This window comes from Rhizobium sp. CBN3, from assembly GCF_030518245.1.
Lineage (GTDB): Bacteria > Pseudomonadota > Alphaproteobacteria > Rhizobiales > Rhizobiaceae > Rhizobium > Rhizobium aethiopicum_A.
This window is the reverse complement of the sequence record NZ_JAULSE010000007.1, coordinates 189,898-207,605: the sequence shown is the minus strand read 5'-3', so window position 1 is coordinate 207,605 and position 17,708 is coordinate 189,898. Positions and strand designations below refer to the sequence as shown.

Genomic DNA, 17,708 nt, shown 5'->3' with positions numbered 1-17,708 from the left:
TGCAGCCGGCTGAGATATCAGATCAAGTTCAAGCGCGAAAATTACATTTCCGCGGCAGCATCGCCGTCATCGGCATCCGGACCGCCATTCTGAAGGAAACGATCCGCGATCAGGCCGGCATTCTGGCGCAGCGCCAGCTCGATCTCCCGAGAGAGATCCGGATTGTCGCGTAGGAAAGTTTTGGCGTTTTCGCGGCCCTGGCCGAGACGCTGGCTGTTATAGGAGAACCAGGCGCCCGACTTCTCGACGATACCGGCCTTGACGCCGAGATCGACGAGTTCGCCCGTCTTCGACACGCCTTCGCCATACATGATGTCGAACTCGACCTGCTTGAAGGGAGGCGCCATCTTGTTCTTGACGACTTTGACGCGGGTCTGGTTGCCGACCACTTCTTCGCGCTCCTTGACCGAGCCGATGCGGCGAATGTCGAGGCGCACGGAGGCATAGAATTTCAGCGCATTGCCGCCCGTCGTTGTCTCAGGCGAACCGAACATGACGCCGATCTTCATGCGGATCTGGTTGATGAAGATCACCATGCAGTTCGACTTGGAGATCGAAGCGGTCAGCTTGCGCAGCGCCTGGCTCATCAGGCGGGCTTGCATGCCCGGCAGGCTGTCGCCCATCTCGCCTTCGATTTCGGCGCGCGGCGTCAGCGCGGCGACCGAGTCGACGACGAGAACGTCGACGGCGCCGGAGCGCACCAGCGTGTCGGTGATTTCGAGCGCCTGCTCTCCGGTATCTGGCTGCGAGATCAGCAGATTCTGCAGATCGACGCCAAGCTTACGGGCATAGACTGGATCGAGCGCGTGTTCGGCATCGACGAAGGCGCAGATGCCGCCCTTCTTCTGCGATTCCGCAATGGTCTGCAGCGCAAGCGTTGTTTTGCCCGAGCTTTCCGGCCCATAGATTTCAACGATGCGGCCCTTCGGCAAGCCGCCAATTCCGAGCGCGATATCGAGACCAAGCGAGCCCGTCGAAACCGTCTCGATCTCGACGACGTTCTCGTTGGAGCCGAGTTTCATGATCGAGCCCTTGCCGAACGACCGCTCTATTTGTGAGAGTGCCGCTTCAAGCGCCTTGCTTTTGTCCACCGATTTGTCCTCTACCAGCCGCAATGTATTCTGAGACATCCGATCCACCTTTAGGTTATTGAAGCCGCTCAAGCAATGTCGAGTTTGTACCCTATTTGTTCCATTCCCGCAATAGGCGCACAAACATTTGAAAGAAAAAGGTAAAACGGTCCGTGTTCTACATTTGTTTTATCGATGCAAAGCAACGGCTTAGACCCTCTGCGCAAGCTTTGCCGCGGCCGGGCAATGAGCATCGATTCGCCCTTCGCACTTTATGATCCCGGGTAAGTTGATGAAAAAGATTCTCGTTCTCGGCGGTGCCCATATCGACAGGCGTGGCCGCATCTCCGGCGAAACGGCGCCAGGCGCCAGCAATCCCGGCACCTGGTTCGAGGAGCCGGGCGGCGGCGGTTTCAATGCGGCGCGCAACCTTGCAAGACTGGGTTTTCACGTGACGATGATCTCGCCGCGCGGCGGCGATCCCTTCGGCGAAATGGTCGGAGAAGCAGCCGATTTCGCCGGCATTGACGACCGCCCCTTCGTCTTCCTCGACCGCAAGACACCGAGCTATACGGCGATCATCGAGAAGAACGGCGACCTCGTGATCGCTCTTGCCGACATGGATCTCTATCGGTTCTTCGTGCCGCGGCGCCTGTCCATCCGCTGGGTGCGCGAGGCCTTCGCCGCCCATGATTTCATTCTCGTCGACGCCAATCTGCCGGAAGAGACGATCGCGGCGATCGTCGCCAAGGCGAACTCCCTGGCCAAACCCGTCGCGGCCATCGCCATCTCGCCGGCCAAGGTGGTCCGGCTGAAACCCTGCATTGGGGATATCGACTATCTGTTCCTGAACGAGGCCGAAGCCGCTGCCGTTACCGGCGTGCAGCCCGAGGATTCGGGCGGTTGGCCGCCGCTCCTGAACGAGATCGGCATCAGAAACGCCGTCGTCACCCGCGGCCGGCGCGAGCTCGTTGCGATTTGCCAAGACCGCGCCGTGGCGCTGCAGCCGCCAATCGCCGATACCGTCGCCGATGTCACGGGCGCCGGCGATTCCCTTGCCGCCGGCACGCTCGCCGCCTTGATATCAGGCCTGCCGCTTGAGGAGGCCGTTCGCCACGGCGCGGCGGCGGCAGCGCTCACCGTCCAGTCGCGGCACGCCGTCAACGAAAATCTGACGCCGGACCTCTTGAATGAGGCCCTTGCCCTTGTTCCCGAGGTCAGAATTCTACATTGAAGCGACTGAATTAAAGAGTTGAGCATGATGTCGTTCGAAAACCGTCCACGCTTTTCGGTATCATGCTCTGCCGATCACAGGACAAGATCATGACCAAGCCCATCTCCCCTCTTCTGCCGATCGCCTATTCGAAGGAGGTCGCCAGCGCCAAGCAGCGCGGCGCGCCGCTGGTGGCGCTGGAATCGACCATCATCACCCATGGCATGCCCTATCCCGGCAATATCGAAATGGCGCGCAGCGTCGAGACGATCATTCGCGAACAGGGCGCCGTGCCGGCGACCATCGCGGTCATCCACGGCACGCTGCATATCGGCCTTGAAGCCGCGCAACTGGAGCAGCTTGCCAAGGCGACGGAGGTGATGAAGGTGTCGCGCGCCGATCTCGCCTTCGCGATCGCCGAACGGCGCACCGGCGCAACGACGGTTGCTGCGACGATGATCGCGGCGGCTCGCGCCGGCATTCGCGTCTTTGCCACAGGCGGCATTGGCGGCGTGCATCGCGGTGCCGAGGAAAGCTTCGATATTTCAGCCGATCTCGAGGAACTGGCGCGCACCGGCGTTATCGTCGTCTGCGCCGGCGCCAAGGCGATCCTCGACATTCCGAAGACTCTCGAAGTGCTGGAGACCCGCGGCGTGCCTGTGGTCACCTATGAGAGTGAAGAATTCCCCGCCTTCTGGTCGCGTTCATCGGGCATATCAAGCCCGCTATCGCTGAACAGCCCGGCAGCCATCGCCAATTTCCAGACGGTGCGCGAACAGCTCGGTATCGACGGCGGCATGCTCGTCGCCAATCCGGTGCCGGAAGCCGACGAAATCGCACGTGAAGAGATGGAAATCTATATCGAGCGGGCACTTGATAGCGCCGAACGCGACGAAATCACCGGCAAGGCGGTGACGCCCTATCTGCTCTCGACCATTTTCGACCTGACGGACGGCCAAAGCCTGAAGACGAATATCGCGCTGGTCGAAAACAATGCGCGGCTTGCGGCAGAGATTGCCGTGGCGTTGGGTGAGTAATTGGTGGGTTCGTTTTTATCGGCTTAAGGATTTTCAGAGAGGGTTGGCCGTGTGGCACCCCCCTCTGTCCTGCCGGACATCTCCCCCACTAGGGTGGAGATCGGCAAGAGGCCGGCCCATCGTTCCCTCGCTACAGTAGCGGAACAATCATACGGCAGTTGTTTGAGGAATCCATCGCGCCCAGCCGATCTCCCCACCTGTGGGGGAGATGCCCGAAAGGGCAGAGGGGGGTGCCACACAGTGTGCCTCTCCGCAAACCATTAAGCCGTAATCAGCTATCCAACGTTTCCTTCACCACCACGGCAAGCTGCTTCAGCGAGAACGGTTTCGGCAAAAATCCAAATCTTGCATCCGGCGGCAGATTGCGGGCGAAGGCGTCCTCGGCATAGCCGGAAACGAAGATGAATTTCAGGTCGGGATAGTTCTTACGCAACTCGCGCAGCAGCGTCGGGCCGTCCATTTCAGGCATCACCACGTCGGAAACGACGATGTCGACCTTGCCCTCGAGCTCCTCCATGATGCTCAGCGCCTCGACGCCCGAGCCAGCCTCATGCACGGTGTAGCCGCGCGTTTCCAGCATGCGCTTGCCGCCGCGGCGCACCGCTTCCTCGTCTTCGACGAGAAGGACGACGGCCGAGCCGGTCAGGTCCTCCGGCTGCTGCGCGGCCACCGCCGGCGCGGCTGGGACTTCATTGATGGCGTTGTCGATCGAACCCGCCTCCGCGGCAATCGCCGGTTCTGGGATGTGGCGCGGCAGGAAGACCCGGAAGGTCGTGCCTTTGCCGACTTCGGATTCCGGCTGGATGTAGCCGCCCGATTGCTTGACGATGCCGTAGACCATGGCGAGACCAAGCCCGGTGCCCTTGCCGACATCCTTGGTGGTGAAGAAGGGCTCGAAGATCTTGTCCATGATCTCGGGCGCGATGCCTGTACCGGTATCGGCGACTTCGACCAGCACCATGTCCTCGGCCGGCATGTAGGAATAGTTGAAGGCCGCGACGTCGGCTGCGGTCAGATTGCGGGTGCGCAGCGTCAGCGTGCCGCCGTCGGGCATGGCGTCGCGCGCATTGACGCAGAGATTGATCAGCACCTGCTCGAATTGCGAAAGGTCGGTTTTGACGGGCCAGAGATCGCGGCCATATTGCACATCGAGCTTGACATTGGTGCCCGAGAGCAGCCGGTCGACCAGCATGCGCAGGTCGCCGACGACATCGGTGAGGTTCAGCACCGAGGGCCGCATCGTCTGTTTGCGTGAGAAGGCAAGCAACTGGCGCACCAGCACCGCGGCACGGTTGGCGTTGCGCTTGATCTCCATCAGATCGGCGAAGCTTGCATCGGAAGGACGCGCCTGCAGCAGCAGATGATCGGAAGAAAGCAGGATCGCCGTCAGGACGTTGTTGAAGTCATGCGCAATACCGCCGGCAAGCGTTCCGACAGCGTTCATCTTCTGCGTCTGCGCCATCTGCGCTTCCAGCGCCTTCTGCTCGGTCACCTCGACGGCATAGACGATCGCCGCCTCTTCCGGCGCCTCGTCGCTCTGGTCGATGACGGCGTTGACATAGAAGCGGAAATAGCGCGCCTCGTCGGTCGGTGTGCGGGTGTCGAGCGGCGGGATGTCGCTCTGCCGGTCCTTGGCGGCCGTCAGCGCCGCGACCAGTTGCGGCCGATCGCTCTCCTGCACGATCGTTTCCAGATACGGCGCCTTTTCCAGGTCGTCGCGCGAGACGATGCCAGAGAACAGCTTCAGGAACGGCGCGTTGGTGCGCAGGATGCGTCCGTCGCCGTCGACCGAGGCGATCGCCATCGGGGTATTGTTGAAGAAGCGGGTGAAGCGCATGGCGGCAGCTGAAGCGGACTGGCCGCTCTCGCTGCTCTTTCCGCGCGCCAGCACGATCGTCCGGCTTTCGCCCGGGGCGCCGTCGCGCATCGAGGTGACGCTGTGAATGATCTGCACCGGCAGGCTCTGGCCGTTGGTCTTGCGCAGATCGAGATCCAGCGTCACGGTTTTTTTCAGGCCGGGCTCGGCCTGCACCGACTGGATCAGCGCCAGCCCCTCGCCCGCCACCAGGTCGCCGATCGACATCGAGCCCGGCAGGAACTTGGTCAGGTCGAGACCCAGCCACTCCGCAAGCGTCGCGTTCAGGTAGAAGATCTCGCCCTTCCTGCCGGCGGAGAAGAAACCGGCCGGCGCGTGATCGAGATAGTCGATCGCATTCTGCAGCTCCTTGAAGAAGCGCTCCTGATCGTCGCGTTCGGCGGTGATGTCGGTGATCTGCCAAATCTGCAGCGGCTTGCCGCCATCATCCTCCGGCTGCAGCAGCCGCACCTTCAGCCGGTACCAATGCGCGCCCGAGCTGTTGCTGCCGGGCCCGACGGCGCGCAGCAGGCGGAATTCCTCCCGGCCCTCCTTGCCCTCGCGCAGACCATTGACCAGCCGGTAGAGCGCCTCGTTGGATTCGCGGTGCCGCGACAGCAGCGTTTCCAGCGTCTGCACTTCGGTTGCCTTGCGCGCGCCGGTGAGCGCGCCATAGGCGGCGTTGGCATAGATAATCCGGCCCTTTTCGTCGGTGATCAGCGTGCCGTCGGGGTGGCTGTTGAGGAAGGCGCGCGCCAGGCTGTCGGACTGGCGCTGCGGCATCACCTCGATGAAGCCGATAACGGCAGATACCAGGAAGAAGATGCCGACCATGGCGAGAACGCCGAGACCGCCGAGCACCATCTCGTTGTCGAGCGATCGCTTGAAGACGACAAAAGCCCCGGCGGCCGCGATCAGCACGAGCGCCAGGAGAAGAATCCGCAAAACCGTGCCAGAACGCCCCCCACGATCCACAAGCGGTGCGTTATAGTCGTCGACCTGACGCGGTTTCGTCATATATTCCTCGCATAAGCCCCTCCCACCTCGTAGCACGAACAAGAAGCGGGAATCAGGCGCTCTTTCCTTCTTAGCAATTTGCCACGCCGGCAAAAACACCGGTCGCCGGCAAGACCGCTTGAATTCACAGACAAGAGCGCCATCTGCGCCTGATACCTGCGGCAGCGGCCCGCGCGCGAAGCCGGCAGCTGCAATTCGGCATAACACGAAATCGCCTTCGTGCATGGCTGGACAGGACCGGCTGCCCTTGCCTAAGGAACGGAAAAGTCGTCAATATGTGCCGAATGTGAAATGGAGTGAGTGACTATGTTCGATGATCTTGTCGCAGCCTATGGCAGCCGTTTCCTGCTTGCGGCCGGTGGCGTCGGCCTGGCGCTCCTCCTGCTCATTCTGGCACTCTGGCTGATGCGAGGCCGCGCCCCGTCGCCCTTCGTCCGCGGCGGCCGCAACCGTCAGCCCCGCCTGCAGGTGCTGGACGCGGCAGCCGTCGATGCCCGCCGCCGGCTGGTGCTGGTGCGCCGAGATGATGTCGAGCATCTTATCATGATCGGTGGCCCCACCGATATCGTCATCGAAAGCCGCATCCTGCCGGAGACGGCCGAACAGCCGGAAAGCCTCTCACGCCCGGAGCCTGCCGCCGAGCGGCCGATTGCAGTCCCGCGGCCGGAAACACCGCCTGTTTCCGCCGCCCGTGCGCCGGTCACCCCCCGCGCCGAGCCGGCCGCCGAGCCCTCCTTCGCTGCGCCCGCGTCGGAGCCGCGGCCGCGCCCCGAACCATCGGCCCCGCCCACCGTGCCGCCGCCGGTGGCCACCAGCCCGCTTCCGCCAGAACCCGCGACGGCGCCTCTATCGGCCGAACGCGACCAACCCCTACGCGCTGTCCCGCCCCAGCCGCAGGCCCCGGAGCGTCCCTCTGCTGCCGCCGGGGCGCAGCCGGCACCGTTCCGCGATACCGCGAGCGCCGCCGAAATCCTGGAGGCCGCCCGCCGGCGCGTGCTGCCGCAGCAGCGCATCGAGCCCGAGGTCTCCGCCCCGGATATGCCGGCGCCCCGCGCCGCAGCCGCCACGGACGAGGACGATGCGGCTGCGCAATCGCCAGCGGCGATCCGCCGTGATTTCCAACGGGTGCTGGAAGAGGAAATGTCGAACAATCTCACGGCCGAGCGCATCGTGCCGGCCCCCCCGCGCCAGGCCGCACCGCAGCCGGCCAAACAGCCGCGCCGTGATCCCGAGCTTGCGCCCATCACCGGTGCCGATACGGACCTGCAGAAAGAAGTTGCCCGCATCTTTGGCGAAATGAGCGTCAATCGCGACAAGTAAGACAAACGCTTACATCCGGTTGTCATCCCTTAGCCTTCGTCATGAAGTTGCATAAAAGCCGCAATGCTGCGGCTTTCACCTCGCCGACGCATTGGGGACTCCCTATCAGCCGATCATTTGCTATCGATCAGGTTGAAGAGCATTGGCGCATCCGAGGTAGACTTTGCCTAAGTAAATACCGGTCTCACCCCAGTTTCACCCGTGTAGCCGCAAGCGACGCGCTGGCGGCATGCGACCATGTTCATCGGGTGGTGGCGAGAGACCGGTTTGGCATTGTTACAATGTGCCATGTGCAGCTCCGCTGTCTCAGCTCTTCAGCCGCCCACAACATCGCCATACCGCGCCCGCAAGGGTTTTCTCATGCACCATCTTGGTGGACTTCCGAACGGAAGACCAAGACGATATGTGCAAGACACTTCGGGTCCGATGGACCATCACTCCCAAAACGGCGCCCCAGCCATGGATTGCCTGCGGCGGATGCGGGGGCCTCAGAGCTTTCCGATCCAGCGGCAAGGTCCGGCTCAATGCCAACGGTCGCAAGCTCGACGCCTGGCTGATCTACAAATGCCTGATCTGCGAAAGGACATGGAACCGCCCGATCTTCGAACGCCGGAATATTCGAGACGTCGATCCGATGATTCTCGACGCGCTGCAGTCCAACGACCCGGACTGGATTCGGGCGGAAACCTTCAATCTTGATGCGCTGCGGCGCAAGTCACAGCGTGTGGACGAGTTCGCCGAATTCGACATCGCCAAGGAGGCCCGGCACGAGACCGCAGGCTGGACGAGCTTGGAAATCGAACTGGCGGCTCCGTTTCCAACGAGCACACGCCTGGATCGGCTGCTGACCGGCGAGTTGCAGATGTCACGCTCCCGCCTCCAGGCTCTTCACGATCGGGGCCTCTGTCGAACACAGCCCGACCGGGCCGACATCATGCGGCGGCGGATCATGAATGGCACCCTCGTCACAATCGATCTCGCCACAGAGGCGGAGCGGGAAGTATTCTGGAAAGCTCTGGCGACCGACGCTTTCCCGTAACCGCCTCTTCGACACGCCGGAGATGGCTCAACAAAAAGCGCCGCGATCGGATCGCGGCGCTGAATGTCTCTCATCTCTGCACGGGAATGGTCATTCGTCGCGGTAAACCTTTTCGCGACGTTCGTGGCGCTCCTGCGCCTCGATCGACAGCGTCGCGATCGGACGGGCGTCGAGACGCTTAAGACCGATCGGTTCGCCGGTTTCCTCGCAATAGCCGTAGGTGCCGTCTTCGATGCGCTGCAGCGCCGCGTCGATCTTGGAGATCAGTTTTCTCTGCCGGTCGCGGGCGCGAAGTTCGATCGCCCTGTCGGTTTCCGATGACGCCCTGTCGGCGAGATCGGGATGGTTTGCGCTTTCCTCGGCCAGATGGTCGAGTGTTTCGCGCGCTTCTCTAAGGATATCGTTTTTCCAGGCGACCAGCTTTGCCCTGAAGTAGGCACGCTGGTTTACGTTCATGAATTCTTCCTCTTCCGAGGGAACGTAATTGCTAAGATCGATCTTCTCACTCAACGCGATTCTCCTGAAGAACATCTCATCTGGCGGGGTGTATATCCCAAGCGCTAGCCGCGATTCAAGCCAAATACGACAGCTAAACAGATTTTTAAATCTGTTACAATTTTCGGCTAACGGACTATTTTCTCATGATTATTCGCGTTCGCAATTTTCGTCTCGTCTTCAAAACGCCGCGTTGTCGGCCACGTTTTGGGCCGTTGCGGCATGGCTGGCGGTTGACGGCGGATGATCGCAACCGCTACTGAAAAGACCCGCCGATCCTGGATTTGCCCATGACCGTACCGCTGCCTCCGCCCAATCGCATCTATCTCCTGCGTCATGCCGAGGCCGCCTGGGCCGAGCCAGGACAGCGCGATTTCGACCGGCCGCTCAACGAAAAAGGTTATGGCGATGCCGAGGTTATCGCCGACAAAGCCGCCGACAAGGGCTACCGTCCCGATCTTCTGATCAGTTCGACGGCGCTGCGCTGCCGCGACACCGCCGACGCCGTCCATCGGGCGATGGGTGTGGCACTTGATGTGAGTTACATCGACGCGCTCTACAACGCCACGGTCGATACCTATGTCGAAATCGTTGATGCGCAGGATAACGCCGCCGTCATGCTGGTCGGCCACAACCCGACGATCGAGCAGGCGCTTGAGGCGCTGATCGGCCACGAGGCTATGGTGAACGCACTTCCCGCCGGCTTTCCGACGGCAGGTCTCGCCGTTGTCGATTTTGACGCTTCCGCCAGCGGCTGGCGCCTGATCGATTTCCTCGTCGTCTGAAGTCTCTAGAGCAATTCCAGCAAAAGTGTGCAGCGGTTTTGCGTCCGGAATTGCGTTAAAACAAGAAGATAGAGGATGCTCGTGATTCGAAGAAAAACGAAAATGCTCTAACTCCGCTTCTTTTTCGGCCGGCGCAGTCTTCCTATATTGCCGGCAGTCATCAACCGGAATTGCGCCTTGCCGCCACGCCTGACATCTCTCGCCGACGACGCCCGCATCGCGTTTGATAATCTCGCCGACAGGGCAAGCGGCCTCGTCAATCCGACCGTACGGCTCGGCGTCACCGGCCTCTCCCGTTCCGGTAAGACGGTCTTCATCTCCTCGCTTGTCCACAATCTCCTGCATGGCGGCCGGCTGCCGCTGTTCGAGCCGGTGCAGTCGGGGCGCGTTTCAGCCGTGCGGCTGGAGCCGCAGCCGGATGACGCCGTGCCCCGTTTCCAATATGAGGATCATATCCGAGCGCTGGTGAAGGACCGCGTCTGGCCGGATTCCACTCGCGCCATATCAGAACTGCGCATCACCCTCGATTATCAGAGCGCCAGCGGCTGGAACCGCCTGTTCTCGCCCGGCCGGCTGTCGATCGATCTCGTCGATTATCCAGGCGAGTGGCTGCTCGACCTGCCGCTGCTCGGCAAGGATTACCGCACCTTCAGCGAGGAAACGATCGCGCTTGCGCAAAAAGGCGTGCGCTCCGAACTGTCGCGGCAATGGTTGGCTCTGACACGTGCTGCCGATATAAATGCCGGCGCCGACGAGATGGTGGCTCGCGAGCTTGCCACCGCCTTTGCAGATTACCTCAAGGCCTGCAAGGCCGACGAACGCTCGCTCTCCACCTTGCCGCCCGGGCGCATGCTTCTGCCCGGCGATCTTGACGGCTCGCCGGCGCTGACCTTCGCCCCGCTCGTCCTGCCGCCGGGCGCACGTCCCGATCGCGGCTCGCTCTGGACGATGATGGAGCGGCGTTACGAGGCCTATAAATCCGTCGTCGTCAAACCGTTCTTCCGCGAGCATTTCGCCCGGCTCGACCGGCAGATCGTGCTGGTCGACGCGCTACAGGCCATGAACCGCGGCCCCGAAGCCGTCCAGGATCTGGAGCGCGCGCTGACCGACGTGCTTGCCTGCTTCCGCCCGGGCACAAATTCGCTGCTCTCGTCGCTGCTGGGGCGCCGCATCGACCGTGTGCTGGTCGCCGCAACCAAGGCCGACCATCTCCATCATGAGAGCCATGATCGGCTCGACGCGCTGACCCGCCGCCTCGTCGATCGCGCCATCGCCCGCATCGGCATGGCCGGAGCCGGCATCGACGTGATGGCGCTCGCTTCCGTGCGCGCCACGCGCGAGGCATCGGTCAAGCGCGACGGCAATGAACTGCCTGTCATCGTCGGCACGCCGATCGAGGGCGAAACCATTGCCGGCGAGCTATTCGACGGCCAGAGAAAGACCGCGATCTTCCCCGGAGACCTGCCGCAGGATCCGGAAAGCCTGTTCGACCGCATCGCTTCCGGCGAGACCGCCGATACCCTGCCCGACGTTAACGTCGTCAGATTCCGCCCGCCGCATCTCGAGGAGACCGGCGGCGGCATCAAACTGTCGGTGCCGCATATCCGCCTTGACCGCGCCATGCAGTTCCTGTTCGGAGACCGTCTCGCATGAGTAAGCCCCCCTCCGATTTGCCGCACCGCCCGCCCGCCGCCTTCGCCTATGAGGATGAGGCTGCCGTGCCGCGCGATAATGGCCGGCAACAACAAGGCCAACGCAGACCGGAAAGCTTCTCGGAAGACATCGTCTTGACGCCCGACGACGAGGATCCCTTCATCAATCCGGACAGGGATGCGAGTGCAGTGCCGGTGGCAACACCGCGCAAGCGGCGCGCCTCCTTCGGCAAGATCGCACTAGGCGCCTTCGGGATCCTGCTGTCGCTCGGCATCGGCCTCTGGACCGACCGGCTGATCCGCGATCTCTTCACCCGCGCCGACTGGCTGGGTTATGCAGCTCTTGGCGTGCTGGCGATCGGCGTCCTCGCCGTGCTTGCCCTCGTCATCCGTGAGACCGCGGGCATGATGCGCCTTGCCGCTGTTCAGGCGATCAAGGCGGAAGCAGAGGCGGCGGTCCTCGAAACACGGCCGGCGAAAGCGCGCGCCGTCGTTGCGCGCCTCACCACGCTTCTTGCGGCCAATCCCGAGACATCGAGGGGGCGCGCGACGCTGAAGGCGACCGAGGGCGAGGTCATCGACCCCCCGCATCTGATCGCCTTGGCCGAACGCGAACTGCTGGCCCCACTCGACCGCAAAGCGCGGGCGCTCATCCTCAATGCCTCCAAGCGCGTCTCGATCGTCACCGCCGTCAGCCCGCGCGCGATCGTCGATCTGCTTTATGTGCTCTACGAGTCCGTGCGCCTCATCCGCGCCATGGCCGAGCTCTACGGCGGCCGCCCCGGCACGCTCGGCATGTTCCGCCTCCTGCGTGACGTGTTGGCCCACCTCGCCGTCACCGGCTCGATCGCCGTCGGCGACAGTCTCGTCCAGCAGGTGCTCGGCCATGGGCTGGCCTCGAAACTATCGGCCCGACTCGGCGAGGGCGTGATCAACGGTCTGATGACCGCTCGCATCGGAATCGCGGCGATGGATCTCTGTCGCCCGCTTGCCTTTCGTGCGGTGAAGAGACCGGGAATCGGCGATTTTATCGGCGATCTCACACCTTCAATGTCGCCGCGCGGCAACAATCCTTAACTGACCAGGCGATTTTGCAGTTCTCACCTTCCCGTAGGTGAAGTTGGCGAAGTTAAGCAGATTCAACACTGTAGCCGCCGGATCCTAAAATCCGCGAGGCGCGACAGAAATCCAATCCCTCGCATTTCGGCACAATCGAAAGGAAGGATTAACCATTCTTCGGCAAAACTTGGCAGCAGTTCGTGAGTGGTGTTTGCCAAGGAAAATCCATGTATTCGCGCCAGTTTCTCTTCTTATGCGGCCTCGCCGCCGCGGCATTGTCTCCCGTCGCAGACGTCGCTCCGGCAGCCACTGCCGCAACCCGCGACAAGGCCTTCTTCGAATCCGTCACCGGCTCCTGGAAGGGTCCTGGCGAGATCGTCGCCGGCAAGTACAAGGGCACGAAATTCACCTGCAATCTGACCGGTGAACCCACCGGCGACAGCACTGCCGGCATCAAGCTCGACGGCACCTGCCGCGTCGGTGTCTTCAAGCAGCCGATGAGCGCCGTCATCTCGCAGTCGGGCTCCACCTACAAGGGCAAGTTCCTCGACGGCGCCGCCGGCAAGGGTCTTGACGTCGTCTCCGGCGCTGTCACCGAGGATACAGTCGTGGTCGGCATCAACCGCGCCAAGCTGAATGGCGCGATGATCGCTCGCGTGCGGGACGACAAGACGATGAACGTCACCGTGTCGGTCAAGGTCGAAAGCCAGATGATCCCGGTTATCGGCCTGACATTGACTCGTCAGGTCGACGAAATGGCGGTCGGCTCCATCCAGTAGCAGACAGACCGGATGACCCGGTTTTCCTGAAGCGGCGGGTTTCCCGCCGTTTCGCGTTTTAGAGCCTTAGAGCTTTTCCGGGTTAGATTGAAGCATTCTGCCGGAGCAGGTTTTCGTCAGGGCAAAGGCGATTGGCGACGGGCATACCCCCAGGTACGTCTGAGCCGATCGCCTTTGATCCTGGCGGAAAGATGCCCGGCCCTTCGGGTTGGCTGAAACGGGCCGGCTGATCGACCGGCCGGCTTGGCCGTAGAGCCGGGCTACGACGCGCGCCGGCCGGTCGACCATCCGACTCCGTTTGAGCCAACAGAATGCTTCAAGCTAACCCGGAAAAGCTCTAGGCGCGCCGCCACCAGTCGCCGCTGTCATCGGCGACCTCGATGCCGGTCACGTCTGCCTCGAGCAGCCAGTCGCTGACCGGCCGGTCCCTGACGAGAAGGCCTGGGGCGATGTCGGCAAGCGGCATCAGGACGAAACCGCGATCGGTCATACGGGGATGCGGCAACTCCAGCCGCGGCGCCTGCTGGACGACGTTGCCATAGGTCAGCACGTCGATATCGAGCGTGCGCGGCCCCCAACGTTCGACACGCTCGCGTTTCATCTCGCGCTCGATCGACAGGCAGACATCGAGCAGCGCCTCTGGAGAGAGCCGGGTTTCGACGGCGGCGCAGGCATTGAAGAAGAACGATTGGTCGGTTTTACCCCACGGCGGCGTGCGATAGAGCCGCGACACGGCGGTGATACGACAGTCGTCGCGCTCCTCCAGTCTCTGCAGTGCCGCGGCCATCGCCTTTACCGGATCGCCGATATTGCCGCCGAGGCCGAGTGTGGCCGATTGCGATGCAGCCTCAGGCAAAATGTTCAACACTCACCTGCACGAAATCGAGCACGCCGGGCACCGGCGCATTCGGCTTGCGCACCGTGATCTTCGCCCGGCGCACCTGCGGGAATGTCTGACAGAGGCCCTTGGCGATATCGAGCGCCAGGGCTTCGATGAGGTAGCGTCGCTTGCCGGTGACGATCTCCTCGATCACCGTAAAGGCAATGCCGTAATTGACGGTGTCGTTGATCGAATCGCTTTCCAGCGCCTCGCCGGCGACGACATCGAGCTCGGCGTCGACGAAGAAGCGCTGGCCGAGAAATTCCTCCTCGTCATGAACGCCGTGGCGCGCGAAGAAGGCGCAGTTCTGCAGCGTGATCGTGTAGGTGGTCATGTCGGCCGCTTCCTCTCGAATTCCTGGCGCGCATTGAGCATAGCATCGGCGATAGCAAGCGCATCCCTGTTGATTGCGACATTGTGCACCCGGAAAACCGCAGCCCCTTGAAGCCTGAGCAGCGCGCTTGATGCGGCCGTCGCCGCATCTCTCTCCGGCGCCTCGCGCCCCGTCACCACGCCGAGGAAGCGCTTGCGCGAGGTGCCGGCAAGCAGCGGCAGGCCGAAGCGCGAAAGTTCGGAAAACCGCGCCATCAGCTCCAGGTTCTCCTCCGCCGTCTCCTTGGCGAAGCCGAAACCCGGATCGAGCACGATCCGGTCGCTGTTGACTCCGGCCGTGGCGGCGATCGCCAGCGACCGTTCGAGGAAATGCGCCTGATCGGCGATCACATCGGCAAGTTTGACCCTGTCACGGCCGGTATGCATGATGCAGAGCCCCGCCCCGGTGGCCGCGGCCACATCCGCGATACCTGCGTCTTTCTGCAGTCCGAAGACGTCGTTGACAATATGGGCGCCGGCGCCGACGGCCAGCCGCGCCGTCTCGGCACGATAGGTATCGATCGAGATCAGCGCCTCGATGCGACCGCGCAGCGCCTCGATGACGGGCAACACCCGCGCCTGCTCTTCCGAAGGGCTGACCGACGCCGCACCCGGCCTGGTCGATTCGCCACCGATGTCGACGATCGCAGCACCGTCTCTGACCGCCTGCAATGCGTGTTCGACGGCGGCATCGACGGTTTCAAAGCGTCCGCCGTCGGAGAAGGAGTCCGGCGTCACATTGACGATCGCCATGATCGCCGACCGACGGCCGAGTTCGATTTCCCGGCCATGGCCGACACGCCAGAAACTGCCTTCGAGCCCTGTCACCAGACTTGTCCTATTGATGACGAAAAAAGCCGCCATCCGATATTGCGCTTACGGTGGCTATGCCCCAAGCTCCTGCCGATTTCAACATGGGTTGCGTTCAGAATGCCGCTTGCAATGCGTTATATGTGCCTTCCTGTCGCCTTTTCCATTGCTCTTTCCCTCAGCAGTCCAGCGGCAGCCGAAGTGATCGCATCGAAAAGTTATTCCTATTTCGACATCCGCGGCAAAACCGCCGATGAGCTAGACCGGGAACTCAGCCGGCGCGGCCCGACGGCGAGCGGTTCGTCGGCACGCCATCCCGGCGCCACCAAGATCCGCTTCGGCGGCGAGGCCACCTATATCCAGGATAATGGCCGATGCCGCGTCGGCAACGTAAAGGTCACCGTTCACACCCAGATCATCCTGCCGCGCTGGAACAGCCGCAGAGGCGCCAGCAAGGAGCTGTCGATGATATGGGACGCACTGTCGAGTGACATCAAGCGCCACGAGGAGCGTCATGCCGAGATCGCCAGAGATCAGGCCCGCGCCATGGAGCGCGCCATCCGCGCATTGCCGCAGCAGCGCAGCTGCGAGGCCATGCAGGAGCTCGTCTCCAACGAATCAACTCGCGGCATAGAGGAGCACGATCGACTGCAGGCGCGATTCGACCGGGTTGAGGCGGTCAACTTCCAGAAGCGCATGCTGAGATTGCTGAAAAATCGAATCAACGGTCGAGCCGGCAGAAAATAAGACTTTCTCGAGCTGATGACGAGCGGAAAAACTTAGCTGCACAACGAAACTTGTGCGAAACTTACCCCTTCCCCAGCGTTTTAATGGTCATTTTTCATCCTGGCAGACTCAACCGGAACGCGTTAATATGAACACATTCGAAAGTTCAGGTACGGCATCTGGACTTTCCTCGCTGGGTTCTCCTGGCGCGTTCCGAAGCCGCGGATGTTCCTCCCTCATCCGTTGGTAATGCGCCCGCCTCGCCTCGCTCGCACCAGCGCGCGAGGCGTCTTTTTTGTGGTGATGGTGTCGGTTATTCGACTCCGAAAATCGGTTCCGATTTTCGGGCCGATACGTTAGCGCGAAACGCGGGGCGCCTCAGGCCTGGCGTTCGGGCACGTGCACGACGAGCCCGTCATAAGCGGCCTTCATCCGGATCTGGCAGGAGAGCCGCGAGGTAGGGCGCACGTCGAAGGCGAAGTCGAGCATATCCTCTTCCATCGCTTCCGGCTGGCCGACCTTCTCCGTCCATTCCTCGTCGACGTAGACGTGACAGGTGGCGCAGGCGCAGGCGCCGCCGCATTCGGCCTCGATGCCGGGCACCGAATTGCGCACGGCATTCTCCATCACGGTGGAGCCTTGGTCGACGTCGAGGTCGAAGCGCGTGCCGTCGAAGGCGACGATGGTAAGTTTGGGCATCAGGACTATTTCCGGTCTTCAAATGGGTGGGCGGAGTTTCTTCCGACAATTCGACGCTTCAGTCAACATTCGGAAATCCGCCATAACCTCGCAGATCGGGCCTTCGCCCGCCGTCTTCAAAGCGTCATCTAGGACGTCGCAAAAAGACCCGTGGTTCCGCAATGAAACAACGGGCCTCGTTCAATCAACGAAAGAAGACTTGGAGGTCAGCCGCGGCAGAGCTTGAGAATGAAGTTCTCGGCATCGAGGACGGCAGCGCCGAGCGCCGCCATCGCGCCGGCATCGCCGCCGGTCTCCTCGACGACCTCAGCCGTCTGCGACACGCGGAATGCGCCGACCGAACTCGCCGCACCTTTCAGCCGATGCGCGGCCGCGCCGACACGCACGGTCTCACCGCTCGCCATATCCTGGAGACACGCCCGCGCCTGACGCGCAAACATCTGAAGGACTTCGATTTCCAGGGACTTGTCGCCCATCGTCTGTTTTGCGAGATGGACGAGATCGATCGGCCGGACCGTCGAGGGGCACGGCCCTTTTGCATTATCAGGCGCCTCGAATACGATCTTCAATGCTGCCAGCTGGGCCGCCATTTGCCATTTCTCCCGTCTCAGGTCGTCCGCACTTGCTACAGTTCTGCGTCAGGAGGGTGGCCATCGCGTTAAATTCCGGCACATCGGGCGTGGAAATCTCACCATATGGTTAACATCCGTTAAATATCGCTAAATTATTGGTTTTTAAGCAGGGCCTCGGATTCAAAGATGTTAACAACGGGTTAACGAGCCATAAATCTCAAGCCTTCATTAATTGTGTGCAGAGCCCAGATGTGTCACTACGATACTGGTGGAGCGGGTTTATGGTACGCGCCTTTGCCGAGTGAGTGGATAATGGTAGTGTTTTGAT

At 62.1% G+C, this 17,708-nt stretch carries 17 protein-coding genes; 9 read left to right on the top strand and 8 right to left on the bottom strand.

Annotated features, from left to right (window positions below):
* Positions 1–41: 41 nt before the first annotated feature.
* Positions 42–1,130 carry a recombinase RecA gene (gene recA / locus QWJ46_RS13555; RefSeq protein WP_184459524.1) on the bottom strand — a complete coding sequence of 363 codons (1,089 nt, stop codon included), beginning with the start codon at positions 1,128–1,130 and terminating at the stop codon, positions 42–44.
* A 229-nt stretch (positions 1,131–1,359) separates the two neighbouring features.
* Here recA and QWJ46_RS13550 point away from each other — a divergent pair, with 229 nt between their 5' ends.
* Together QWJ46_RS13550 and QWJ46_RS13545 are read left to right on the top strand one after the other, a co-directional pair.
* Positions 1,360–2,304 (top strand): carbohydrate kinase family protein, encoded by a 945-nt coding sequence (locus QWJ46_RS13550; RefSeq protein ID WP_302751586.1) that lies wholly within the window; start codon positions 1,360–1,362, stop codon positions 2,302–2,304.
* Positions 2,305–2,393: 89 nt separating this feature from the next.
* Entirely contained in the window at positions 2,394–3,320 is a 927-nt protein-coding gene (locus tag QWJ46_RS13545; RefSeq protein ID WP_302751584.1) for a pseudouridine-5'-phosphate glycosidase, read from the top strand.
* A 271-nt stretch (positions 3,321–3,591) separates the two neighbouring features.
* On the opposite strand, the gene cckA is transcribed toward QWJ46_RS13545, so the two are convergent.
* Positions 3,592–6,192 (bottom strand): cell cycle histidine kinase CckA, encoded by a 2,601-nt coding sequence (gene cckA / locus QWJ46_RS13540; RefSeq protein WP_302751582.1) that lies wholly within the window; start codon positions 6,190–6,192, stop codon positions 3,592–3,594.
* 306 nt (positions 6,193–6,498) lie between these two features.
* Here cckA and QWJ46_RS13535 point away from each other — a divergent pair, with 306 nt between their 5' ends.
* Positions 6,499–7,512, top strand: a complete 1,014-nt coding sequence (locus tag QWJ46_RS13535) for a flagellar biosynthetic protein FliO (RefSeq protein WP_302751581.1) — start codon at positions 6,499–6,501, stop codon at positions 7,510–7,512.
* Positions 7,513–7,915: 403 nt separating this feature from the next.
* The gene (locus QWJ46_RS13530; RefSeq protein ID WP_302751579.1) at positions 7,916–8,551 is read left to right on the top strand and encodes a DUF1062 domain-containing protein; all 636 of its coding nucleotides are present in this window, start codon (positions 7,916–7,918) and stop codon (positions 8,549–8,551) included.
* Positions 8,552–8,641: 90 nt separating this feature from the next.
* Here the strand turns inward: QWJ46_RS13530 and dksA are convergent, their stop codons facing one another.
* Entirely contained in the window at positions 8,642–9,061 is a 420-nt protein-coding gene (dksA, locus tag QWJ46_RS13525) for an RNA polymerase-binding protein DksA (protein WP_008525884.1), read from the bottom strand.
* 275 nt (positions 9,062–9,336) lie between these two features.
* Here dksA and QWJ46_RS13520 point away from each other — a divergent pair, with 275 nt between their 5' ends.
* The 4 genes from QWJ46_RS13520 (at position 9,337) to QWJ46_RS13505 (ending at position 13,321) form a co-directional block, all read left to right on the top strand.
* Positions 9,337–9,831 carry a histidine phosphatase family protein gene (locus QWJ46_RS13520; protein WP_302751573.1) on the top strand — a complete coding sequence of 165 codons (495 nt, stop codon included), beginning with the start codon at positions 9,337–9,339 and terminating at the stop codon, positions 9,829–9,831.
* Between the two features lie 177 nt (positions 9,832–10,008).
* Positions 10,009–11,484 (top strand): YcjX family protein, encoded by a 1,476-nt coding sequence (locus QWJ46_RS13515; protein ID WP_302751572.1) that lies wholly within the window; start codon positions 10,009–10,011, stop codon positions 11,482–11,484.
* On the top strand, positions 11,481–12,560 hold the full coding sequence (locus QWJ46_RS13510; RefSeq protein ID WP_302751570.1) for a YcjF family protein: 1,080 nt from the start codon (positions 11,481–11,483) through the stop codon (positions 12,558–12,560). The genes QWJ46_RS13515 and QWJ46_RS13510 overlap by 4 nt, the downstream gene beginning before the upstream one ends.
* A gap of 209 nt (positions 12,561–12,769) precedes the next feature.
* Entirely contained in the window at positions 12,770–13,321 is a 552-nt protein-coding gene (locus tag QWJ46_RS13505) for a hypothetical protein (protein ID WP_011425593.1), read from the top strand.
* A 337-nt stretch (positions 13,322–13,658) separates the two neighbouring features.
* On the opposite strand, the gene folK is transcribed toward QWJ46_RS13505, so the two are convergent.
* From folK to folP, 3 genes are read right to left on the bottom strand one after another with little or no spacing between them, the layout of a single operon-like run.
* On the bottom strand, positions 13,659–14,177 hold the full coding sequence (gene folK / locus QWJ46_RS13500) for a 2-amino-4-hydroxy-6-hydroxymethyldihydropteridine diphosphokinase (protein ID WP_184459577.1): 519 nt from the start codon (positions 14,175–14,177) through the stop codon (positions 13,659–13,661).
* Entirely contained in the window at positions 14,170–14,535 is a 366-nt protein-coding gene (gene folB, locus QWJ46_RS13495; protein ID WP_008525873.1) for a dihydroneopterin aldolase, read from the bottom strand. The genes folK and folB overlap by 8 nt, the downstream gene beginning before the upstream one ends.
* Positions 14,532–15,401, bottom strand: coding sequence for a dihydropteroate synthase (gene folP / locus QWJ46_RS13490; RefSeq protein ID WP_302751569.1), 870 nt, complete (start codon positions 15,399–15,401; stop codon positions 14,532–14,534). Before folP ends, folB begins: the two co-directional genes overlap by 4 nt.
* A 102-nt stretch (positions 15,402–15,503) precedes the next feature.
* On the opposite strand from folP, the gene QWJ46_RS13485 reads away from it, so the two are divergent.
* Positions 15,504–16,130, top strand: coding sequence for a DUF922 domain-containing Zn-dependent protease (locus QWJ46_RS13485; RefSeq protein ID WP_184459513.1), 627 nt, complete (start codon positions 15,504–15,506; stop codon positions 16,128–16,130).
* A 357-nt stretch (positions 16,131–16,487) separates the two neighbouring features.
* Here QWJ46_RS13485 and QWJ46_RS13480 read toward each other — a convergent pair whose 3' ends face one another.
* A complete protein-coding gene (locus QWJ46_RS13480; protein WP_011425597.1) occupies positions 16,488–16,808 on the bottom strand; it encodes a 2Fe-2S iron-sulfur cluster-binding protein in 321 nt (106 codons plus the stop codon).
* A 206-nt stretch (positions 16,809–17,014) separates the two neighbouring features.
* Positions 17,015–17,398 carry an Hpt domain-containing protein gene (locus QWJ46_RS13475; RefSeq protein ID WP_184459512.1) on the bottom strand — a complete coding sequence of 128 codons (384 nt, stop codon included), beginning with the start codon at positions 17,396–17,398 and terminating at the stop codon, positions 17,015–17,017.
* Between the last annotated feature and the right edge of the window lie 310 nt (positions 17,399–17,708).